Source organism: Streptomyces sp. NPDC001770, from assembly GCF_053596135.1.
In genome coordinates this window covers 110178-126129 of sequence record NZ_JBSFFN010000004.1, presented here as the reverse complement: position 1 = coordinate 126129, position 15952 = coordinate 110178, and the positions used below count along the sequence as shown (strand labels likewise).

Here is a 15952-nt window from a genome sequence, read left to right as displayed (position 1 = left end):
GTCCGGTCGATGAGAAACCCGAGTGAAAGGGGTCCGTGTGTCCCGCCGCAGAATCGGCTTCTGGTACCGCCTGGCGGCGGTCATCGCCAAGCCGCCACTGGTGGTTCTCTTCAAGCGTGACTGGCGGGGAATGGAACACATTCCGGCCGACGGCGGATTCATCACGGCCGTCAACCACAACTCCTACCTGGACCCGCTCTCGTACGGGCACTTCCAGTACAACACCGGCCGGGTGCCGAGGTTCCTGGCGAAGGCCGCCCTCTTCCGGGCCCCGTTCGTCGGCATGATGCTGCGCGGCACCGGCCAGATCCCCGTCTACCGCGAGACCACCGACGCGCTGAACGCCTTCCGCGCCGCCGTGGCCGCGATCGAGGACGGCGAGTGCGTCGCCTTTTACCCCGAAGGCACCCTGACCCGCGACCCCGGCATGTGGCCGATGAACGGCAAGACCGGCGCCGCCCGCGTCGCGCTGATGACCCGCGCACCCGTCATCCCGGTCGCCCAGTGGGGCGCGAACCTCGCGATGCCGCCGTACGCCAAGGAGAACAAGTACCGGTTCTTCCCCCGGAAGACCCTCCGGGTGCAGGCCGGGCCGCCCGTCGACCTCAGCCGCTTCTACGGCTCCGAGCCGACGCCCGACGTGCTGCGCGAGGTCACCGAGGTCATCATGGCCGCGATCACCGAGCAACTGGAGACCGTGCGCGGCGAGAAGGCTCCCGCCGAGCCGTACGACCACCGCAAGGCCCGCGCGAAGAAGCGCCGCGAGGCCGAAGAGAAGGGCTCCCAGTGACCGACCCGCGCAGAGTGGCCGTCTTCGGGGCGGGTTCCTGGGGCACCGCCTTCGCCGTGATCCTGGGTGACGCCGGCTGCGACGTCACCGTCTGGGCCCGCCGTGCCGAAGTCGCCGAGTCCATCAACACCACCCGGACCAACCCCGGCTACCTCCCCGGCGCCGAACTCCCCAAGTCCGTCCGCGCCACCACCGACCCCGCCGAGGCGCTGCGCGGCGCCGAGTTCGCGGTGCTGGTGGTGCCCTCCCAGACGCTGCGCGCCAACCTCGCGGAGTGGGCCCCGCACCTGGAACCGGACACCGTCCTCGTCTCCCTGATGAAGGGCGTCGAGCTCGGTACCGCCAAGCTGATGAGCGAGGTGATCGCGGACGTGACGAAGGTCTCCGCCGACCGCATCGCCGTCGTCACCGGCCCCAACCTCGCCGGTGAGATCGCCGAAAGGCGCCCCGCGGCGGCCGTCGTGGCCTGCCAGGACGAATCGGTGGCCCAGCGGCTCCAGGCCGCCTGCCACACCCCGTACTTCCGCCCGTACACCAACACCGACGTCGTCGGCTGCGAACTCGGCGGCGCCGTCAAGAACGTCATCAGCCTCGCGGTCGGCATCGCCGACGGCATGGGGCTGGGCGACAACGCCAAGGGTTCGCTCATCACCCGCGGACTCGCCGAGACCACCCGACTGGGCCTCGCCATGGGCGCGGACCCGCTGACGTTCTCCGGACTCGCGGGCCTCGGCGACCTGGTGGCGACCTGCTCCTCGCCGCTCTCGCGCAACCACACCTTCGGCACCAACCTCGGCCGGGGCATGACGCTCCAGGAGGCGATCGCCGCCACCAGCCAGACCGCGGAGGGCGTCAAGTCCTGCGAGTCGGTGCTCGATCTGGCCCGCCGGCACGGAGTCGACATGCCCATCACGGAGACCGTCGTGGGGATCGTCCACGAGGGCAAGCCGCCCGCGGTCGCGGTCAAGGAGCTGATGTCGCGGAGCGCCAAGCCCGAGCGGCGCTGACTCCTTTCGGTACCAGCAGGTACGCTCATCGCGATATGAGCAGCGAGAACCTCCCCCAGAGCCCTGAGCGTCCGAAGAGCCCTGAGCAGCAGCGCCGCAAGCCGCGCGTGGCTGTCGTGTTCGGCGGACGCAGCTCCGAACACGGCATCTCGGTCGTCACGGCCGGCGCCGTCCTGAACGCCATCGACCGGACCGTCTACGACGTCCTGCCGATCGGCATCACCAAGGACGGCCGCTGGGCCCTCACCGGCGACGATCCGGCCCGCATGGCCATCACCGACCGGCAGGTGCCCGACGTGGACGCGCTCGCCGAGTCGGAGAAGGGCGGCGTGGTTCTCTCCGTGGACCCGGGCAGCCGCGAAGTCGTCTTCAACGAGCCCGGATCGGTGCCCCGGGCGCTGGGCGAGGTCGACGTCGTCTTCCCCGTGCTGCACGGCCCGTACGGCGAGGACGGCACCCTCCAGGGCCTCCTGGAACTCTCCGGCGTCCCCTACGTCGGCGCGGGCGTCCTCGCCTCCGCCGTCGGCCAGGACAAGGAGTACATGAAGCGGGTCTTCATCTCCTTCGGCCTCTCCGTCGGCCCCTACCTGGTGGTGCGGCCCCGCGAGTGGCGGAACGACCCCGCCGCCGCCCGGAAGCGGATCGTCGACTTCGCCGGCGAGCACGGCTGGCCGCTCTTCGTGAAGCCCGCGCGCGGCGGCTCGTCGGTGGGCATCACCAAGGTCGACGGGCCCGGCGGCCTGGACGCGGCGATCGAGGAGGCCCGCCGGCACGACCCGAAGTTCCTCGTCGAGTCGCTGCTGAGCGGTCGCGAGATCGAGTGCGGGGTGCTGGAGTTCGAGGACGGGCCGCGTGCCAGCGTGCCGGCCGAGATCCCGCCGGTCACCGCGCACGACTTCTACGACTTCGAGGCCAAGTACATCGACGCGGCCGCTGGACTCGTGCCCGCCCCGCTCACCCCGGAGCAGACCGCCGAGGTCCAGCGCCTCGCCGTCGCCGCCTTCGAGTCCGTCTCCTGCGAGGGCCTGGTGCGCGCCGACTTCTTCCTCACGGACGAGGGCGAGTTCGTCATCAACGAGATCAACACCCTGCCCGGGTTCACGCCCATCTCGATGTTCCCGAGGATGTGGCAGGAGAGCGGCGTCGACTACCCGGAGCTGATCGACCGGCTCCTTCAGGCGGCCCTGACCCGGTCCACCGGCCTGCGCTGACCGCGTACCTCCCGCCGGCCGGTGACGACCTGCCGGCGGGACGGCCGCAGCGACGGCGGCAGCGGTTCAGAGGCTGTCCGGGACCGTCTCGCGGACCGGCTTCGCGAACTCGGCGAGCGGGCTGGCGTCGTGGGCGAACCGCGTCCCCATGGAGACCTCGACGTACGCCTTGCGGTACGTCGTCGTGAACCGGGGCCCCTCGTCCGGGCGTTGCTCCAGCAGCCAGTTGACGCCGTCCGCGTCGATCCCCTTGGAAGCCGCGTCCGCCATGGCGGCGGGCCGGGGAACACCGCAGCGAAGTACGATCGCCCCGTCCCCCCAGCCGGCGGTCAGCTCCGACTCCGGTGCGGGATCACTGCGTTCCAGCCCGGCCACGGTCTTCGGCAGCGCCTTGTGCAGCGCCGAACAGTACGCGGCCGCGTCCTTGGACGGAGTGGGCACCGCGACCGACGGCTGCGAGCCGCCGGAGCAGCCCGCCGCCAGCAGGAGCGCGGCGGCGGACGGCACGAGGAACGACGGGCGGAGCGACCGGCGGCGGGAAGACGTCACCGGACCAGCGTAGACGGGGGTCAGAGGTGGACTACGGGGCAGGTCAGGGTTCGCGTGATGCCTTCCACCTGCTGGACCCGGGCGACCACCATGCGGCCGAGCTCGTCCACCGTGTCGGACTGGGCGCGCACGATCACGTCGTAGGGGCCGGTGACGTCCTCTGCCTGGATCACTCCCGGAAGTTTCGCGATGGTCTCGGCGACGATCGACGCCTTGCCCACCTCGGTCTGAATAAGGATGTACGCCTGTACCACGGAACCTCCAGGGCGGCCACGAGGATCATGTGGGGGAGAGGAACGCCACGTTATCGCGTCACCGACGGGAGCGGGGAGACCCGGGGACCGGGAGAGGTCCGTAGCGTGGCGTACGGGCGACACGGAACGACGTGTCTCCCGACACTACAGACAGCGGTGACCGCCCGCTACCGCGGACCGGCCCGGCCCGGGGGAGGGCCGCGTCCGGTGCGCGGACACGTCGGAGCAGCCCGCACCGGACGCCCGGTGCGACGAACGAGAGGTGACACCCGGTGAAGGGAACCGTGGGTGAGTTGGGGGAGTTCGGGCTCATCAGAGAGCTCACCGCCCGCCTCACCACCACTCCGGCGGTACGGCTGGGGCCCGGCGACGACGCCGCGGTCGTGGCCGCTCCGGACCGCAGGGTCGTGGCCAGTACCGACGTACTGATCGAAGGACGCCACTTCCGCCGCGACTGGTCCACGGCGTACGACGTCGGGCGCAAGGCGGCGGCGCAGAACCTCGCGGACATCGCGGCGATGGGCGCCGTTCCCACCGCGCTCCTCCTCGGCCTCGTCGTCCCGGCGACCCTCCCGGTGACCTGGGCGACCGAACTCATGGACGGGCTCCGTGACGAGTGCCAGGTCGCCGGGGCGGCCGTCGTCGGCGGCGACGTGGTCGGCGGCGACCTCATCACCGTCGCGATCACCGCCCTCGGCGACCTCCGCAACCACGAACCGGTCACCCGGGGCGGCGCCCGGCCCGGGGACGTCGTCGCCGTCACCGGCTGGCTCGGCTGGTCCGCCGCCGGTTTCGCCGTACTCTCCCGGGGATTCCGCTCGCCCCGCGCCTTCGTCGAAGCCCACCGGCGCCCCGAACCGCCGTACCACGCGGGCCCCGCGGCGGCCGGACTCGGCGCGACCGCGATGACCGACGTCAGCGACGGCCTCGTCGCCGACCTCGGACACATCGCCGAGGCCAGCAAGGTCCGCATCGACCTGCGTTCCGGACTCATCGACATCCCGTCCCAGATGTCGGACATCGGACAGGCCGTCGGCGTCGACCCGCTCCAGTGGGTGCTCACCGGGGGAGAGGACCACGCGATCGTGGCGACCTTCCCGCCCGACGTGAAGCTCCCCGCCCGCTGGAAGGTGATCGGCGAGGTCCTCAACCCGTCCGCCCTGCCCCAGGTCACCGTCGACGGCGCACCCTGGACCAGCAGGGGAGGCTGGGACCACTTCGGCGACGTCGAGGACGCCCCGTAGGCGGACGTCCGGGCGGGACCGTCGGCCGGCCCGCCCGTCCGCTCGCCTGCCCGTCCGCCCGTCGGACCGCTCGCACGGGTGCTCGCGGCCCGAAGTAGATTGCGGTCCATGCCCACAACTGCCGCCGTACCGCCCCGTGTCCTCACCGTCGCCGGATCGGATTCCGGCGGCGGTGCCGGCATCCAGGCCGACCTCAAGACGATGCTGGCCCTCGGCGTGCACGGGATGAGTGTGCTCACCGCCGTGACCGCCCAGAACTCCCTGGGCGTGCAGGGCGCCTGGGAGTTGCCGCCCGAAGCGGTACGCGCCCAGTACCGCAGCGTCGTCGACGACATCGGCGTCCAGGCGGTGAAGACCGGCATGCTCGCGTCCGCCGCCCTGGTCGAGACCGTCGCCGGACTCCTCGCGGAGACCGCCGCCCCGGTCGTCGTGGACCCGGTGGGCATCTCCAAGCACGGCGACGCGCTGCTCGCCGCCGAGGCCCTGGAATCCGTACGCGCGAAGCTGCTGCCGCTGGCCACCGTCGCCACCCCGAACCTGGACGAAGTGGCACAGCTCACGGGCGTGGAGGTCACCGAGGAGCAGGACATGCGGCGGGCCGCCGCCGCCGTGCTCGCCTTCGGCCCGCGCTGGGTGGTGATCAAGGGCGGCCATCTGTCCGGCGAGGCCGTCGATCTGCTCACCGACGGCGACAAGGAACACTGGCTGCGTGCCCCGCGCCACGACAACCGGCACACCCACGGCACGGGCTGCACCCTCGCCTCGGCCATCGCCTGCGGCCTCGCCCGCGGCCAGAACGTGCCCACGGCGGTACGGAACGCGAAGACCTACGTCACCGGGGCGATCGAGGCCGGATTCCCGCTCGGCGCCGGGATCGGCCCGGTCGACCACGGCTGGCGGAGCCGCCGCGGCTGAGGCCCTGGCCGCCGTCGGCCCCCGGGCCGACGGCGGGCAACCCCCGTCCGGGCACAGCAAAAAGCCGGTCCACCGAGGTGGACCGGCTTTTTGGGCAACCGGAAGGCTGCGCTACGACGGGAACGTCAGCGCGCGACCTTGCCGGCCTTGATGCACGAGGTGCAGACGTTGAGCCGCTTCGGCGTCCGACCGACCACGGCACGCACGCGCTGGATGTTGGGATTCCAGCGACGAGACGTACGGCGGTGCGAGTGCGAAATGTTGTTGCCGAAGCCCGGCCCCTTGCCGCAGACGTCGCAGTTGGCAGCCACGGGTCACTCCAAAGACTTCAGGTGCACTTACAGTGAATTCCGGCGCGCCGGAATCAGCGAACTGAAGTGACGGCACCGGAGGAATGGCCCGACTTTCATCGGGCAACCGAAACACCATACAACGGCTGCCTCGGTACAACGAAACTACCACGGTTCCGCAGGCCGCCCTCCCGCCCCCCTGTCCCGGTCCACTCACCGGCGGCCCGGGGTTAACCTGCGGTGCAGCCCGCCGTACACGGCCGCTTCAAGGAGGACCCAGGTGCCGCAACTCCCCGACGATTTCGACGCCGTCGCGGTACGCACCTGGTGCTCCCTGGCCCTCGAAGCGCTGGGCCGGGAGCGCGCCGCGATCGACGCGATCAACGTCTACCCGGTCCCCGACGGGGACACCGGCACCAACCTCTTCCTCACCGTGGAATCCGCGCGGGCCGCCGTCGAGGCCGTCTTCGCGGCCCACGGCACGGACCACTCGGGGCCGGACTCCGCCGGGCCCCCCTCCACCGGACCGGCCGCCGCCGAGGCCGTACGCGCCATGGCGCACGGGGCGCTCATCGGGGCGCGGGGCAACTCCGGCACCATCCTCGCCCAGCTGCTCCGCGGGATGGCGGCCGTGCTCGCGGACGGCGGGGACGCGGACCACCTGGCACGGTCACTGGCACACGCCGCCACTGCCGCCCGCCGGGCCGTCGCCCACCCCGTGGAGGGCACCATCCTCACCGTCGCCGCAGCGGCCGCGCGGGCCGCCGGGGAGGTCACGGCCGGGAGCGGTCTGGCGGCCGTCGCCCGGGCGGCGCACGCGGGCGCCGCCGAGGCACTGGAGGAGACCCCGGGGCGGCTGCCGGTGCTCGGCCGCGCCGGAGTCGTGGACGCCGGCGGCCAGGGCCTGGTGACCGTCCTGGGAGCGCTGCTGGAGACGGTGACCGGGCGGGCGCCCGTACACGTCCCCCGGCAGGCGCCCGGAGCGCTCCCCGCGCGGGCCGGGGGTGGCGACTCCCGCGCAGGGGAACACGCCTCCTCCGCGGGGGAGCACGGCGGAGCGTGCGCCGGCCCCGCGAGCACCGGGGACGGGGCGGTGCCCGGCGACGGGCCCGCCTTCGAGGTCATCTACCTGCTGGAGGCCGGGGACGAGGCGGTGGACCGGCTCCGCGACCGGCTGGACACCCTCGGCGACTCCCTCGTCGTGGTCGGCGGCGACGGGCTGTGGAACGTCCATGTGCACGTCGACGACGCCGGGGCCGCCGTGGAGGCGGGCGTGGCGGCGGGACGCCCGCACCGCATCCGGATCACCCACTTCGGCGCCGCACGGGTCCAGCCGCACGCCGAACCCGCCCCGCGCTCCGTGGTCGTGGTCGTGCCCGGCGAGGAACTCCGCGGCCTCTGCGAGGAGGCCGACGCCGTCACCGTCCTCGCGCGCCCGGGCAAGCCGCCCGCCAGCGGCGAACTCGTCGAGGCCATCCGCCGCGCCCACGCCCGCGAGGTCGTCCTGCTCCCCAACGACGCGAACCTCCGCCACGTCGCGGCCGTCGCCGCCGAGCAGGTCAGGGCCGACGGCATCCGGGTCGCCGTCATCCCGACCCGCGCCGTCGTCCAGGGCATCGCCGCCCTCGCGGTCCACGAGCCCGGCCGCAGCTTCGACGAGGACGTCGTCGCCATGACCGCCGCCGCCGGAGCCACCCGCCACGCCGAACTCGCCGTCGCCGAAAGGCAGTCGTGGACCACCGCCGGAATCTGCCAGGCCGGCGACATCCTCGGCCTGATCGACGGGGACGTGGCCGTCATCGGCGCGGACCTCCCCGGCACCGCGCGCACCGTCCTCGACCGCATGCTCGCCGCCGGCGGGGAACTGGTCACCCTCGTCCTCGGCGAACACGTACCGGACACCCTCGGCGACGCGCTGGAGGCGTACGTACGCGAAGGGCACCTGGCCGTCGACACCACGGTCTACCGGGGCGGGCACCCGGGAACCCCGCTGCTCATCGGCGTCGAGTAGCCGCACTCCCCGCCCACGCCGGCCCGGCCACCGGACACGCCCCGGGCACTCCCGCCGGACGACTGTCGGTGGCGTGGTGTGCAATGGAACCCGTGTCCGCGCTCGATGAACCCCTCAAGAAGCTGCTCGGCGGAGCCACCGCGAAGGTGATGGCCGAACACCTCGGCCTGCACACCGTCGGCGACCTCCTGCACCACTACCCGCGACGGTACGAGGAGCGGGGCCGGCTCACCCCGCTCTCCGACCTCCCGCTGGACGAACACGTGACCGTGGTCGCCCAGGTCGCCGACGCCCGGGTGCTGGGCTTCAACAACGGACGCGGCAAACGCCTGGAGGTCACCCTCACCGACGGCAGCGGCCGGCTCCAGCTCGTCTTCTTCGGCCACGGGGTGCACAAGCCGCACCAGGAACTCCTGCCCGGCCGCCGGGCGATGTTCGCGGGCAAGGTCGGCGTCTTCAACCGCAAGACGCAGCTCGCCCACCCCACGTACCAGCTGCTCGACGCCGAAGCGCCCGAGGGCGAGGCCGGCGTGCGCGAGGCCGTGGACGCCTTCGCGGGGCGCCTGCTGCCCCTCTATCCGGCCTGCAAGCAGCTCGACTCCTGGCGCATCGCCAAGGCCGTGGACACCGTGCTGCCCAGCGCCCAGGAGGCCGTCGACCCGCTGCCCGCCGCGCTGCGGGACGGACGGGGCTTCGTCTCCCTGCCCGAGGCCCTGGTCAAGGTGCACCGGCCGCAGACCAAGGCGGACATCGAGGACGCCAGGGAGCGGCTGAAGTGGGACGAGGCGTTCGTCCTCCAGGTCGCGCTGGCCCGCCGCCGGTACGCCGACACCCAGCTCCCCGCCGTCGCCCGCCGCCCGGCCCCCGACGGGCTGCTCGACGCCTTCGACGCCCGGCTGCCGTTCACCCTCACCGAGGGCCAGCGGAAGGTGTCCGGCGAGATCTTCGGCGACCTCGCCACCGAACACCCCATGCACCGGCTGCTCCAGGGCGAGGTCGGCTCCGGCAAGACGATGGTCGCCCTGCGCGCGATGCTCGCCGTCGTGGACAGCGGCGGGCAGGCCGCGATGCTCGCCCCCACCGAGGTGCTCGCCCAGCAGCACCACCGCTCCATCACCGAGATGATGGGCGACCTCGCCGAGGGCGGGATGCTCGGCGGCTCCGCGCTCGGCACGAAGGTGGTCCTGCTCACCGGTTCCATGGGGACGGCGGCCCGCCGCCGGGCGCTGCTGGACCTGGCCACCGGCGAGGCCGGACTCGTCATCGGCACCCACGCGCTGATCGAGGACAAGGTCTCCTTCCACGACCTCGGTCTCGTCGTCGTCGACGAGCAGCACCGCTTCGGAGTGGAGCAGCGCGACGCCCTGCGCTCCAAGGGCAAGCAGCCGCCGCACCTGCTGGTGATGACCGCCACACCCATCCCGCGCACGGTCGCGATGACGGTCTTCGGTGACCTGGAGACGTCCGTCCTCGACCAGCTCCCCGCCGGGCGCTCGCCGATCGCCACCCACGTCGTGCCCGCCGCCGACAAACCGCACTTCCTCGCGCGGGCCTGGGAACGGGTCCGCGAGGAAGTGGAGGGCGGCCACCAGGCGTACGTGGTCTGCCCCCGCATCGGTGACGACCCCGAGGAGGCGACCGGAGCCAAGGGCGGCGCGAAGGCCGGTACGAAGACGGGCGCGAAGGCCCCCGCGAGGACCGCCGCGAAGGAACCGGACGCGCCGGACGCGCAGGGCGCCCCGAGCGGCTCCGACGGCGACAAGCGGCCCCCGCTCGCCGTGCTCGACGTCGCGGCCCGGCTGTCCGCGGGACCGCTCGCCGGGCTCCGGACCGAGGTGCTGCACGGGCGGATGAACCCGGACGACAAGGACGACGTGATGCGCCGGTTCGCCGCCGGCCAGGTCGACGTACTGGTGGCCACCACCGTGATCGAGGTCGGGGTGAACGTCCCCAACGCCACCGCGATGGTGATCATGGACGCGGACCGGTTCGGCGTCTCCCAGCTCCACCAGCTGCGCGGCCGGGTCGGCCGCGGCTCCGCCGCCGGGCTCTGCCTGCTGGTCAGCGAGGCCCACGAGGCGAGCCCGGCCCGAGCCCGGCTCGGCGCGGTCGCCGCCACCCTGGACGGCTTCGAGCTCTCCCGGATCGACCTCGAACAGCGCCGCGAGGGCGATGTGCTCGGCCAGGCCCAGTCCGGGGTCCGCTCCTCGCTGCGGATGCTCACCGTCATCGACGACGAGGAGATCATCACCGCCGCGCGCGCCGAGGCCACCCGGATCGTCGCCGCCGACCCCGAGCTGACCGGCCACCCGGAGCTGCGGACCGCCCTGGACGCCCTGCTCGACAAGGACCGCGAGGAGTTCCTCGACAAGGGGTGACCCGACGGCCGGGGAGGTGCCCGGGTCCGTGCCGTCCGCACGCCATATCGTGGAACCAGGGTCCTCTCGCGCGGACCGGGCCGCCGGTCCGCGCGAGAGCCCCAGAGGCGCGCGACCCCCGCGTGCCGTCCCGCGACCCGAGGACCGACTCCCATGACCCGCGTGATCGCCGGCTCGGCCGGTGGACGCCGCCTGGCCGTACCGCCCGGCAACGGCACCCGCCCCACCTCCGACCGTGCGCGCGAGGGCCTCTTCTCGACCTGGGAGGCGCTGCTCGGCACGCTCGAGGGCGTCCGGATCGCCGACCTGTACGCGGGCTCCGGCGCGGTCGGTCTCGAAGCGCTCTCCCGGGGCGCGGTCCACGCGCTGCTCGTGGAGGCCGACCCGAAGGCCGTCCGTACCGTCCGCGAGAACGTCCGCGCCGTGGGCCTGCCCGGCGCCGAGGTCCGTACCGGCAAGGCCGAACAGGCGGTCGCCGGACCGGCGCCCGCCGACCCGTACGACGTGGTCTTCCTGGACCCGCCCTACGTCGTCACCGACGACGATCTTCGGGAGATCCTCCTCACACTCGGCTCGCGGGGCTGGCTTGCCGAGGGCGCACTCGTCACCGTGGAACGAGCCACCAGAGGCGGGGGATTCGGCTGGCCGGAGGGTTTCGAGCCGTTGAGGTCCCGCCGTTACGGCGAAGCGACCCTTTGGTACGGTCGCGCCGCCTCCATGTGCGAAGACGCACGATGACCGGACCCGGGAGCGAGGGAATCACGTTGCGCCGCGCCGTCTGTCCGGGGTCGTTCGACCCCATCACCAACGGACATCTCGACATCATTGGCCGAGCCTCGAAGCTGTACGACGTCGTACACGTCGCGGTGATGATCAACCAGTCCAAGAAAGGGCTGTTCACCGTCGACGAGCGGATCGAGCTGATCCGCGAGGTCACCTCCGGCTTCGGCAACGTCGAGGTCGAGTCCTTCCACGGCCTGCTGGTCGACTTCTGCAGGCAGCGGGAGATCCCCGCCATCGTGAAGGGCCTGCGGGCGGTCAGCGACTTCGACTACGAACTGCAGATGGCCCAGATGAACAACGGCCTCTCCGGTGTCGAGACGCTCTTCGTCCCCACCAACCCCACCTACAGCTTCCTGTCGTCCTCCCTGGTCAAGGAGGTCGCGACCTGGGGCGGAGACGTCTCCCACCTGCTGCCCGAGACCGTCCACGCGGCGCTCCAGGAGCGACTGGGAGCGAAGTGACCGCCTGAGGGACCGTCACCCGGTGTCGGACGGGAGCCGACTGGCCTTACAGTCGTCCCGTCCGTCTCCAACAGCGGCAGAGAGTGGCGAGCACACGGTGGACGTGCAGAAGAAGCTCGACGAGATCGTCGAGGCGGTCGGGAACGCCCGGTCCATGCCCATGTCGGCCTCGTGCGTGATCAACCGCGCCGATCTGCTCGGGATGCTCGAAGAGCTCCGCGAAGCGCTGCCCGGCTCACTGGCCCACGCCGAGGAGGTCATCGGCGGCAGCGAACAGCTCGTCGACCGGGCGCGCCAGGAAGCGGAGCGGATCATCGAGTCCGCCCACGCCGAGCGCGGCTCGCTGATCTCCGGCACCGAGGTCGTCGTACGGTCCCAGGACGAGGCCGACCGCATCCTGGCCGAGGCCCGCCGCGAGGCCGCCGAGGTCAAGGCGGAGGCCGACGAGTACGTCGACAGCAAGCTCGCCAACTTCGAGGTCGTCCTCACCAAGACCATCGGCTCCGTGGACCGCGGCCGCGAGAAGCTGCTCGGCCGGAGCGAGGGGATCGACGAGCAGGGCTACGAGGACCCCGACTTCGCCGAGGCCCCCGAGCGCAGCGCCGACCCGGAGACGCTCCGGCGCCGCGCCGACGAGTACGTCGACACCAAGCTCGGCGCCTTCGAGGCCGTCCTCGGCAAGACCCTGGAGGCGGTCGGCCGCGGCCGGCAGAAGCTGCACGGCCGGGTGGCCACCGACGACCTCGGCGCGCACATGGCCGCCCAGGACGCCGCGGGCGCCCAGGGCCACACCAGCGACGCCGACTACCTGGCCGGCCTCGCCGAGCTGGCCGACCCCGAGCCGCCGCAGGCCTCCCCGAACTACCCGGCGCGGCCCCAGTACGCCCAGGGCGCCCAGGGCTACGACTACCCGCCGCCGGCCCGGCAGGACCCGTACGGCTACGAGCAGCCGCAGCAGGACGGCTACGAGCAGCCCCAGCAGGACGTGTACGCCTACCAGCAGCAGGCGTACGACCCGAGCGCGTACCAGCCGCAGCAGGGGCAGATCGCGCAGACCGGTCAGCCCGAGTACGGCTGGGCCGACCAGCAGCCCCAGGCCCAGCTGCCCCAGCAGTCGCAGCCGGCGCTCGACGAGACCAGCTTCTTCGACACCAGCATGATCGACTTGGAGCAGCTGCGCCGGTACGAGCAGGGTCACTGACCGGCCACTGACCGGTCGGCGACCCCGGCGCCCGCACGGCTCCCGCCGGCCCGACCGGTCCGGATTGGGTGCTGAGCGGTACGTCAAGTATCCTGGCTCCTCGGTCGCGCGTATCTCCGCGATCCCGGCTGCCCGTTTCGACTCCGGAACGGCCGGCCCCTCCCGACGCAGTGCGATGCACACGAATCCCGAAAGCAGGAGAAGCCCTGAACGGCCACCTCGACCACCGCAATCCTCTCGTGTTCGATACGCACGAGCTGGGTCGGCGTCCCGGTGCTCTGAAGCGGCTGACCCGCTCGGTGGAAGCACCGAGGGACCTGGGTATCGACGGCGTCATCGGCGTGCCGGAAGGCGCACCGCTGGCGTTGGACCTCCGCCTCGAATCGGTCATGGAAGGGGTGCTCGTCACAGGCACCGCCCGTGCGACCGCCGAGGGGGAGTGCGTAAGGTGTCTGGAGCCGCTGACCTTCGAGGTCGAAGCGGACTTCCAGGAAATGTTCTCGTACCCTGACGCCGACGACCGGGGCCGCAGCAAGACGGCGGACCCGGCCGACGACGCCGAGGACGACGAGGACGAGTTTTTCCTTGAGGACGGCTTGTTCGACCTCGAATCAGTGCTGCGTGACGCGGTAGTGCTCGCACTGCCGATGCAGCCGGTGTGCACGGAGACCTGTGCCGGTCTGTGTTCCGAATGCGGAATCAGGCTGGACGAGAATCCTGGCCACCACCACGATGCCGCCGACCCCCGGTGGGCGGCACTGCAAGGACTCGCCGAGACCGTTCAGGACGGCGAGAAGGACAACATGGGCGGCGCCGAACCTGGCGTCGACGAGAAGCAGGAGAAGTAGCCGTGGCTGTTCCGAAGCGGAAGATGTCGCGCAGCAACACGCGCCACCGCCGGTCGCAGTGGAAGGCTGCGGTCCCCACCCTGGTTTCGTGCGAGCGTTGCCAGGAGCCGAAGCTCCAGCACATTGCGTGCCCGAGCTGCGGCACGTACAACAAGCGCCAGGTCCTCGAAGTCTGAGTGGCTGGTGAGAGGCCCGATGTCTGAGTTGTCCCACGCCAAGAAGCAGGCAGACAACGTCAACACAGCCTCGTCCCACACGCTTCTGGAAGGGCGGCTCGGGTATCACCTTGAGTCCGCCCTTCTGGTGCGTGCGCTGACCCACCGCTCGTACGCGTACGAGAACGGCGGTCTGCCCACCAACGAGCGGCTCGAATTCCTCGGGGATTCGGTGCTCGGCCTGGTGGTCACGGACACGCTGTACCGCACCCACCCCGACCTGCCCGAAGGCCAGCTGGCCAAGTTGCGGGCCGCGGTGGTCAACTCACGTGCACTCGCGGAAGTGGGCCGCGGCCTAGAACTCGGTTCCTTCATCCGGCTCGGCCGTGGTGAAGAGGGCACGGGTGGCCGGGACAAGGCTTCCATCCTCGCCGACACCCTTGAAGCGGTGATCGGCGCGGTCTATCTCGATCAGGGCCTCGACGCGGCCTCGGAGCTGGTCCACCGGCTCTTCGACCCGCTCATCGACAGGTCCTCGAACCTCGGCGCCGGCCTGGACTGGAAGACCAGCCTCCAGGAGCTCACCGCCAGCGAGGGTCTCGGAGTCCCCGAGTACCTCGTCACGGAGACCGGCCCGGACCACGAGAAGATCTTTACTGCTGCCGCTCGCGTCGGTGGTGTCTCGTACGGCACCGGCACCGGTCGTAGCAAGAAGGAAGCGGAGCAGCAGGCGGCCGAGTCCGCCTGGCGCGAGATCAGCGCCGCCGCCGAAGCGAGGGCGACCGCGGAGAAGTCCGCGGCCGACGCAGGGGCCGCCGACACCCCTGCCGACCCCCCGCAGAACACGGACGTCGCTCCGGCCTGACCCCGTTCGTGACCCCCCGGTGCCCTGTGCGCCGGGGGGTCACGGCATTTCCCGTACGGTCCGTGCGTCTCCGTACGGTTGTTCCGTGCGTTTCCGTGCCCCTGGTGTCCCTGTTCCTGGAGGAGCGTCACCGTGCCCGAGCTGCCCGAGGTCGAAGTCGTACGCCGGGGTCTGGAGCGCTGGGTCGCCGGCCGGACCGTCTCCGAGGTGGAGGTCCTCCACCCGCGCGCGGTGCGCCGGCACCTCGCGGGCGGGGTGGACTTCGCGGCCCGGCTGCGCGGGATGCGCTTCGGCGCGGCGATGCGGCGCGGCAAGTACCTGTGGATCCCGCTGGAGGAGGAGCCCGTCTCCCTCCTCGGCCACCTCGGGATGAGCGGTCAGCTGCTGGTGCGGCCCGGCGACGCCCCGACCGAGAAGCACCTGCGGATCAGGATGCGGTTCGCCGACACCCTCGGCACCGATCTGCGCTTCGTCGACCAGCGCACCTTCGGCGGGCTCTCGCTGCACCCCACCACTCCGGACGGGCTCCCCGACGTCATCGCGCACATCGCCCGCGACCCCCTCGACCCCGCCTTCGACGACGCCGCCTTCCACACCGCGCTGCGCCTGCGCCGTACGACGGTCAAGCGGGCCCTGCTCGACCAGTCGCTGATCAGCGGCGTCGGCAACATCTACGCGGACGAGGCGCTCTGGCGCGCGAAGCTCCACTACGACCGCCCCACCGCGACCCTCACCCGCCCGAAGTCCGCCGAACTGCTCGGCCACGTCCGGGACGTGATGAACGCGGCGCTCGCCCAGGGCGGCACCAGCTTCGACAGCCTGTACGTCAACGTGAACGGCGAATCCGGCTACTTCGACCGCTCGCTCGACGCGTACGGCCGCGAGGGCGAGCCCTGCCACCGCTGCGGAACCCCGATGCGCCGGAGCCCCTGGATGAACCGCTCCAGCTACTTCTGCCCGAACTGCCAGCGGGTGCCGCGGGGGCGGTGA

17 protein-coding genes are annotated in these 15952 nt (G+C 72.0%); 14 read left to right on the top strand and 3 right to left on the bottom strand.

The window, feature by feature from the left end; all coding sequences use genetic code 11:
- The first annotated feature begins 37 nt into the window (after nt 1–37).
- From ACWCSV_RS05685 to ACWCSV_RS05675, 3 genes are read left to right on the top strand one after another with little or no spacing between them, the layout of a single operon-like run.
- Entirely contained in the window at nt 38–790 is a 753-nt protein-coding gene (locus ACWCSV_RS05685) for a lysophospholipid acyltransferase family protein (RefSeq protein ID WP_451138822.1), read from the top strand.
- The gene (locus ACWCSV_RS05680; RefSeq protein WP_451138820.1) at nt 787–1797 is read left to right on the top strand and encodes an NAD(P)H-dependent glycerol-3-phosphate dehydrogenase; all 1011 of its coding nucleotides are present in this window, start codon (nt 787–789) and stop codon (nt 1795–1797) included. The genes ACWCSV_RS05685 and ACWCSV_RS05680 overlap by 4 nt, the downstream gene beginning before the upstream one ends.
- Before the next feature lie 35 nt (nt 1798–1832).
- Nucleotides 1833–3008, top strand: coding sequence for a D-alanine--D-alanine ligase family protein (locus ACWCSV_RS05675; RefSeq protein ID WP_451138818.1), 1176 nt, complete (start codon nt 1833–1835; stop codon nt 3006–3008).
- Nucleotides 3009–3074: 66 nt separating this feature from the next.
- Here the strand turns inward: ACWCSV_RS05675 and ACWCSV_RS05670 are convergent, their stop codons facing one another.
- Nucleotides 3075–3557 (bottom strand): DUF3515 domain-containing protein, encoded by a 483-nt coding sequence (locus ACWCSV_RS05670; RefSeq protein WP_451138816.1) that lies wholly within the window; start codon nt 3555–3557, stop codon nt 3075–3077.
- A 20-nt stretch (nt 3558–3577) separates the two neighbouring features.
- Nucleotides 3578–3811, bottom strand: a complete 234-nt coding sequence (locus tag ACWCSV_RS05665) for an Lrp/AsnC ligand binding domain-containing protein (protein ID WP_327178207.1) — start codon at nt 3809–3811, stop codon at nt 3578–3580.
- Nucleotides 3812–4083: 272 nt separating this feature from the next.
- Here ACWCSV_RS05665 and ACWCSV_RS05660 point away from each other — a divergent pair, with 272 nt between their 5' ends.
- Nucleotides 4084–5055: a thiamine-phosphate kinase gene (locus tag ACWCSV_RS05660; RefSeq protein ID WP_451138814.1), complete on the top strand. Its 972-nt coding sequence runs from the start codon at nt 4084–4086 to the stop codon at nt 5053–5055.
- A gap of 108 nt (nt 5056–5163) precedes the next feature.
- Entirely contained in the window at nt 5164–5970 is an 807-nt protein-coding gene (thiD, locus tag ACWCSV_RS05655; protein ID WP_451138812.1) for a bifunctional hydroxymethylpyrimidine kinase/phosphomethylpyrimidine kinase, read from the top strand.
- A 125-nt stretch (nt 5971–6095) separates the two neighbouring features.
- Here thiD and rpmB read toward each other — a convergent pair whose 3' ends face one another.
- Complete coding sequence (rpmB, locus tag ACWCSV_RS05650) at nt 6096–6281, bottom strand: 50S ribosomal protein L28 (RefSeq protein WP_030928661.1); 186 nt, start codon at nt 6279–6281, stop codon at nt 6096–6098.
- A 259-nt stretch (nt 6282–6540) separates the two neighbouring features.
- Here rpmB and ACWCSV_RS05645 point away from each other — a divergent pair, with 259 nt between their 5' ends.
- The 9 genes from ACWCSV_RS05645 to mutM all read left to right on the top strand — a co-directional run bounded on the left by ACWCSV_RS05645 (nt 6541) and on the right by mutM (nt 15952).
- Nucleotides 6541–8271, top strand: a complete 1731-nt coding sequence (locus tag ACWCSV_RS05645; protein ID WP_451138811.1) for a DAK2 domain-containing protein — start codon at nt 6541–6543, stop codon at nt 8269–8271.
- Between the two features lie 83 nt (nt 8272–8354).
- Nucleotides 8355–10649, top strand: coding sequence for an ATP-dependent DNA helicase RecG (gene recG / locus ACWCSV_RS05640; RefSeq protein WP_451138809.1), 2295 nt, complete (start codon nt 8355–8357; stop codon nt 10647–10649).
- A 153-nt stretch (nt 10650–10802) separates the two neighbouring features.
- Nucleotides 10803–11387 carry a 16S rRNA (guanine(966)-N(2))-methyltransferase RsmD gene (gene rsmD / locus ACWCSV_RS05635; RefSeq protein WP_451138807.1) on the top strand — a complete coding sequence of 195 codons (585 nt, stop codon included), beginning with the start codon at nt 10803–10805 and terminating at the stop codon, nt 11385–11387.
- A gap of 26 nt (nt 11388–11413) precedes the next feature.
- The gene (gene coaD, locus ACWCSV_RS05630) at nt 11414–11893 is read left to right on the top strand and encodes a pantetheine-phosphate adenylyltransferase (protein ID WP_451139100.1); all 480 of its coding nucleotides are present in this window, start codon (nt 11414–11416) and stop codon (nt 11891–11893) included.
- Between the two features lie 97 nt (nt 11894–11990).
- A complete protein-coding gene (locus tag ACWCSV_RS05625; protein ID WP_451138805.1) occupies nt 11991–13094 on the top strand; it encodes a cell division initiation protein in 1104 nt (367 codons plus the stop codon).
- A 239-nt stretch (nt 13095–13333) separates the two neighbouring features.
- The gene (locus tag ACWCSV_RS05620; protein WP_451138803.1) at nt 13334–13942 is read left to right on the top strand and encodes a YceD family protein; all 609 of its coding nucleotides are present in this window, start codon (nt 13334–13336) and stop codon (nt 13940–13942) included.
- Between the two features lie 2 nt (nt 13943–13944).
- Entirely contained in the window at nt 13945–14118 is a 174-nt protein-coding gene (gene rpmF / locus ACWCSV_RS05615) for a 50S ribosomal protein L32 (protein ID WP_003965982.1), read from the top strand.
- A gap of 19 nt (nt 14119–14137) precedes the next feature.
- Nucleotides 14138–14962, top strand: a complete 825-nt coding sequence (gene rnc / locus ACWCSV_RS05610) for a ribonuclease III (protein WP_386886188.1) — start codon at nt 14138–14140, stop codon at nt 14960–14962.
- Between the two features lie 132 nt (nt 14963–15094).
- On the top strand, nt 15095–15952 hold the full coding sequence (gene mutM / locus ACWCSV_RS05605) for a bifunctional DNA-formamidopyrimidine glycosylase/DNA-(apurinic or apyrimidinic site) lyase (protein ID WP_451138801.1): 858 nt from the start codon (nt 15095–15097) through the stop codon (nt 15950–15952).

Bases quoted from the DNA above. Each gene is read 5' to 3' on its own strand.
- thiD (WP_451138812.1), top strand. From the start codon at position 5,164: ATGCCCACAACTGCCGCCGTACCGCCCCGTGTCCTCACCGTCGCCGGA.
- recG (WP_451138809.1), top strand. From the start codon at position 8,355: ATGGAACCCGTGTCCGCGCTCGATGAACCCCTCAAGAAGCTGCTCGGC.
- rnc (WP_386886188.1), top strand. From the start codon at position 14,138: ATGTCTGAGTTGTCCCACGCCAAGAAGCAGGCAGACAACGTCAACACA.
- ACWCSV_RS05675 (WP_451138818.1), top strand. From the start codon at position 1,833: ATGAGCAGCGAGAACCTCCCCCAGAGCCCTGAGCGTCCGAAGAGCCCT.
- rsmD (WP_451138807.1), top strand. From the start codon at position 10,803: ATGACCCGCGTGATCGCCGGCTCGGCCGGTGGACGCCGCCTGGCCGTA.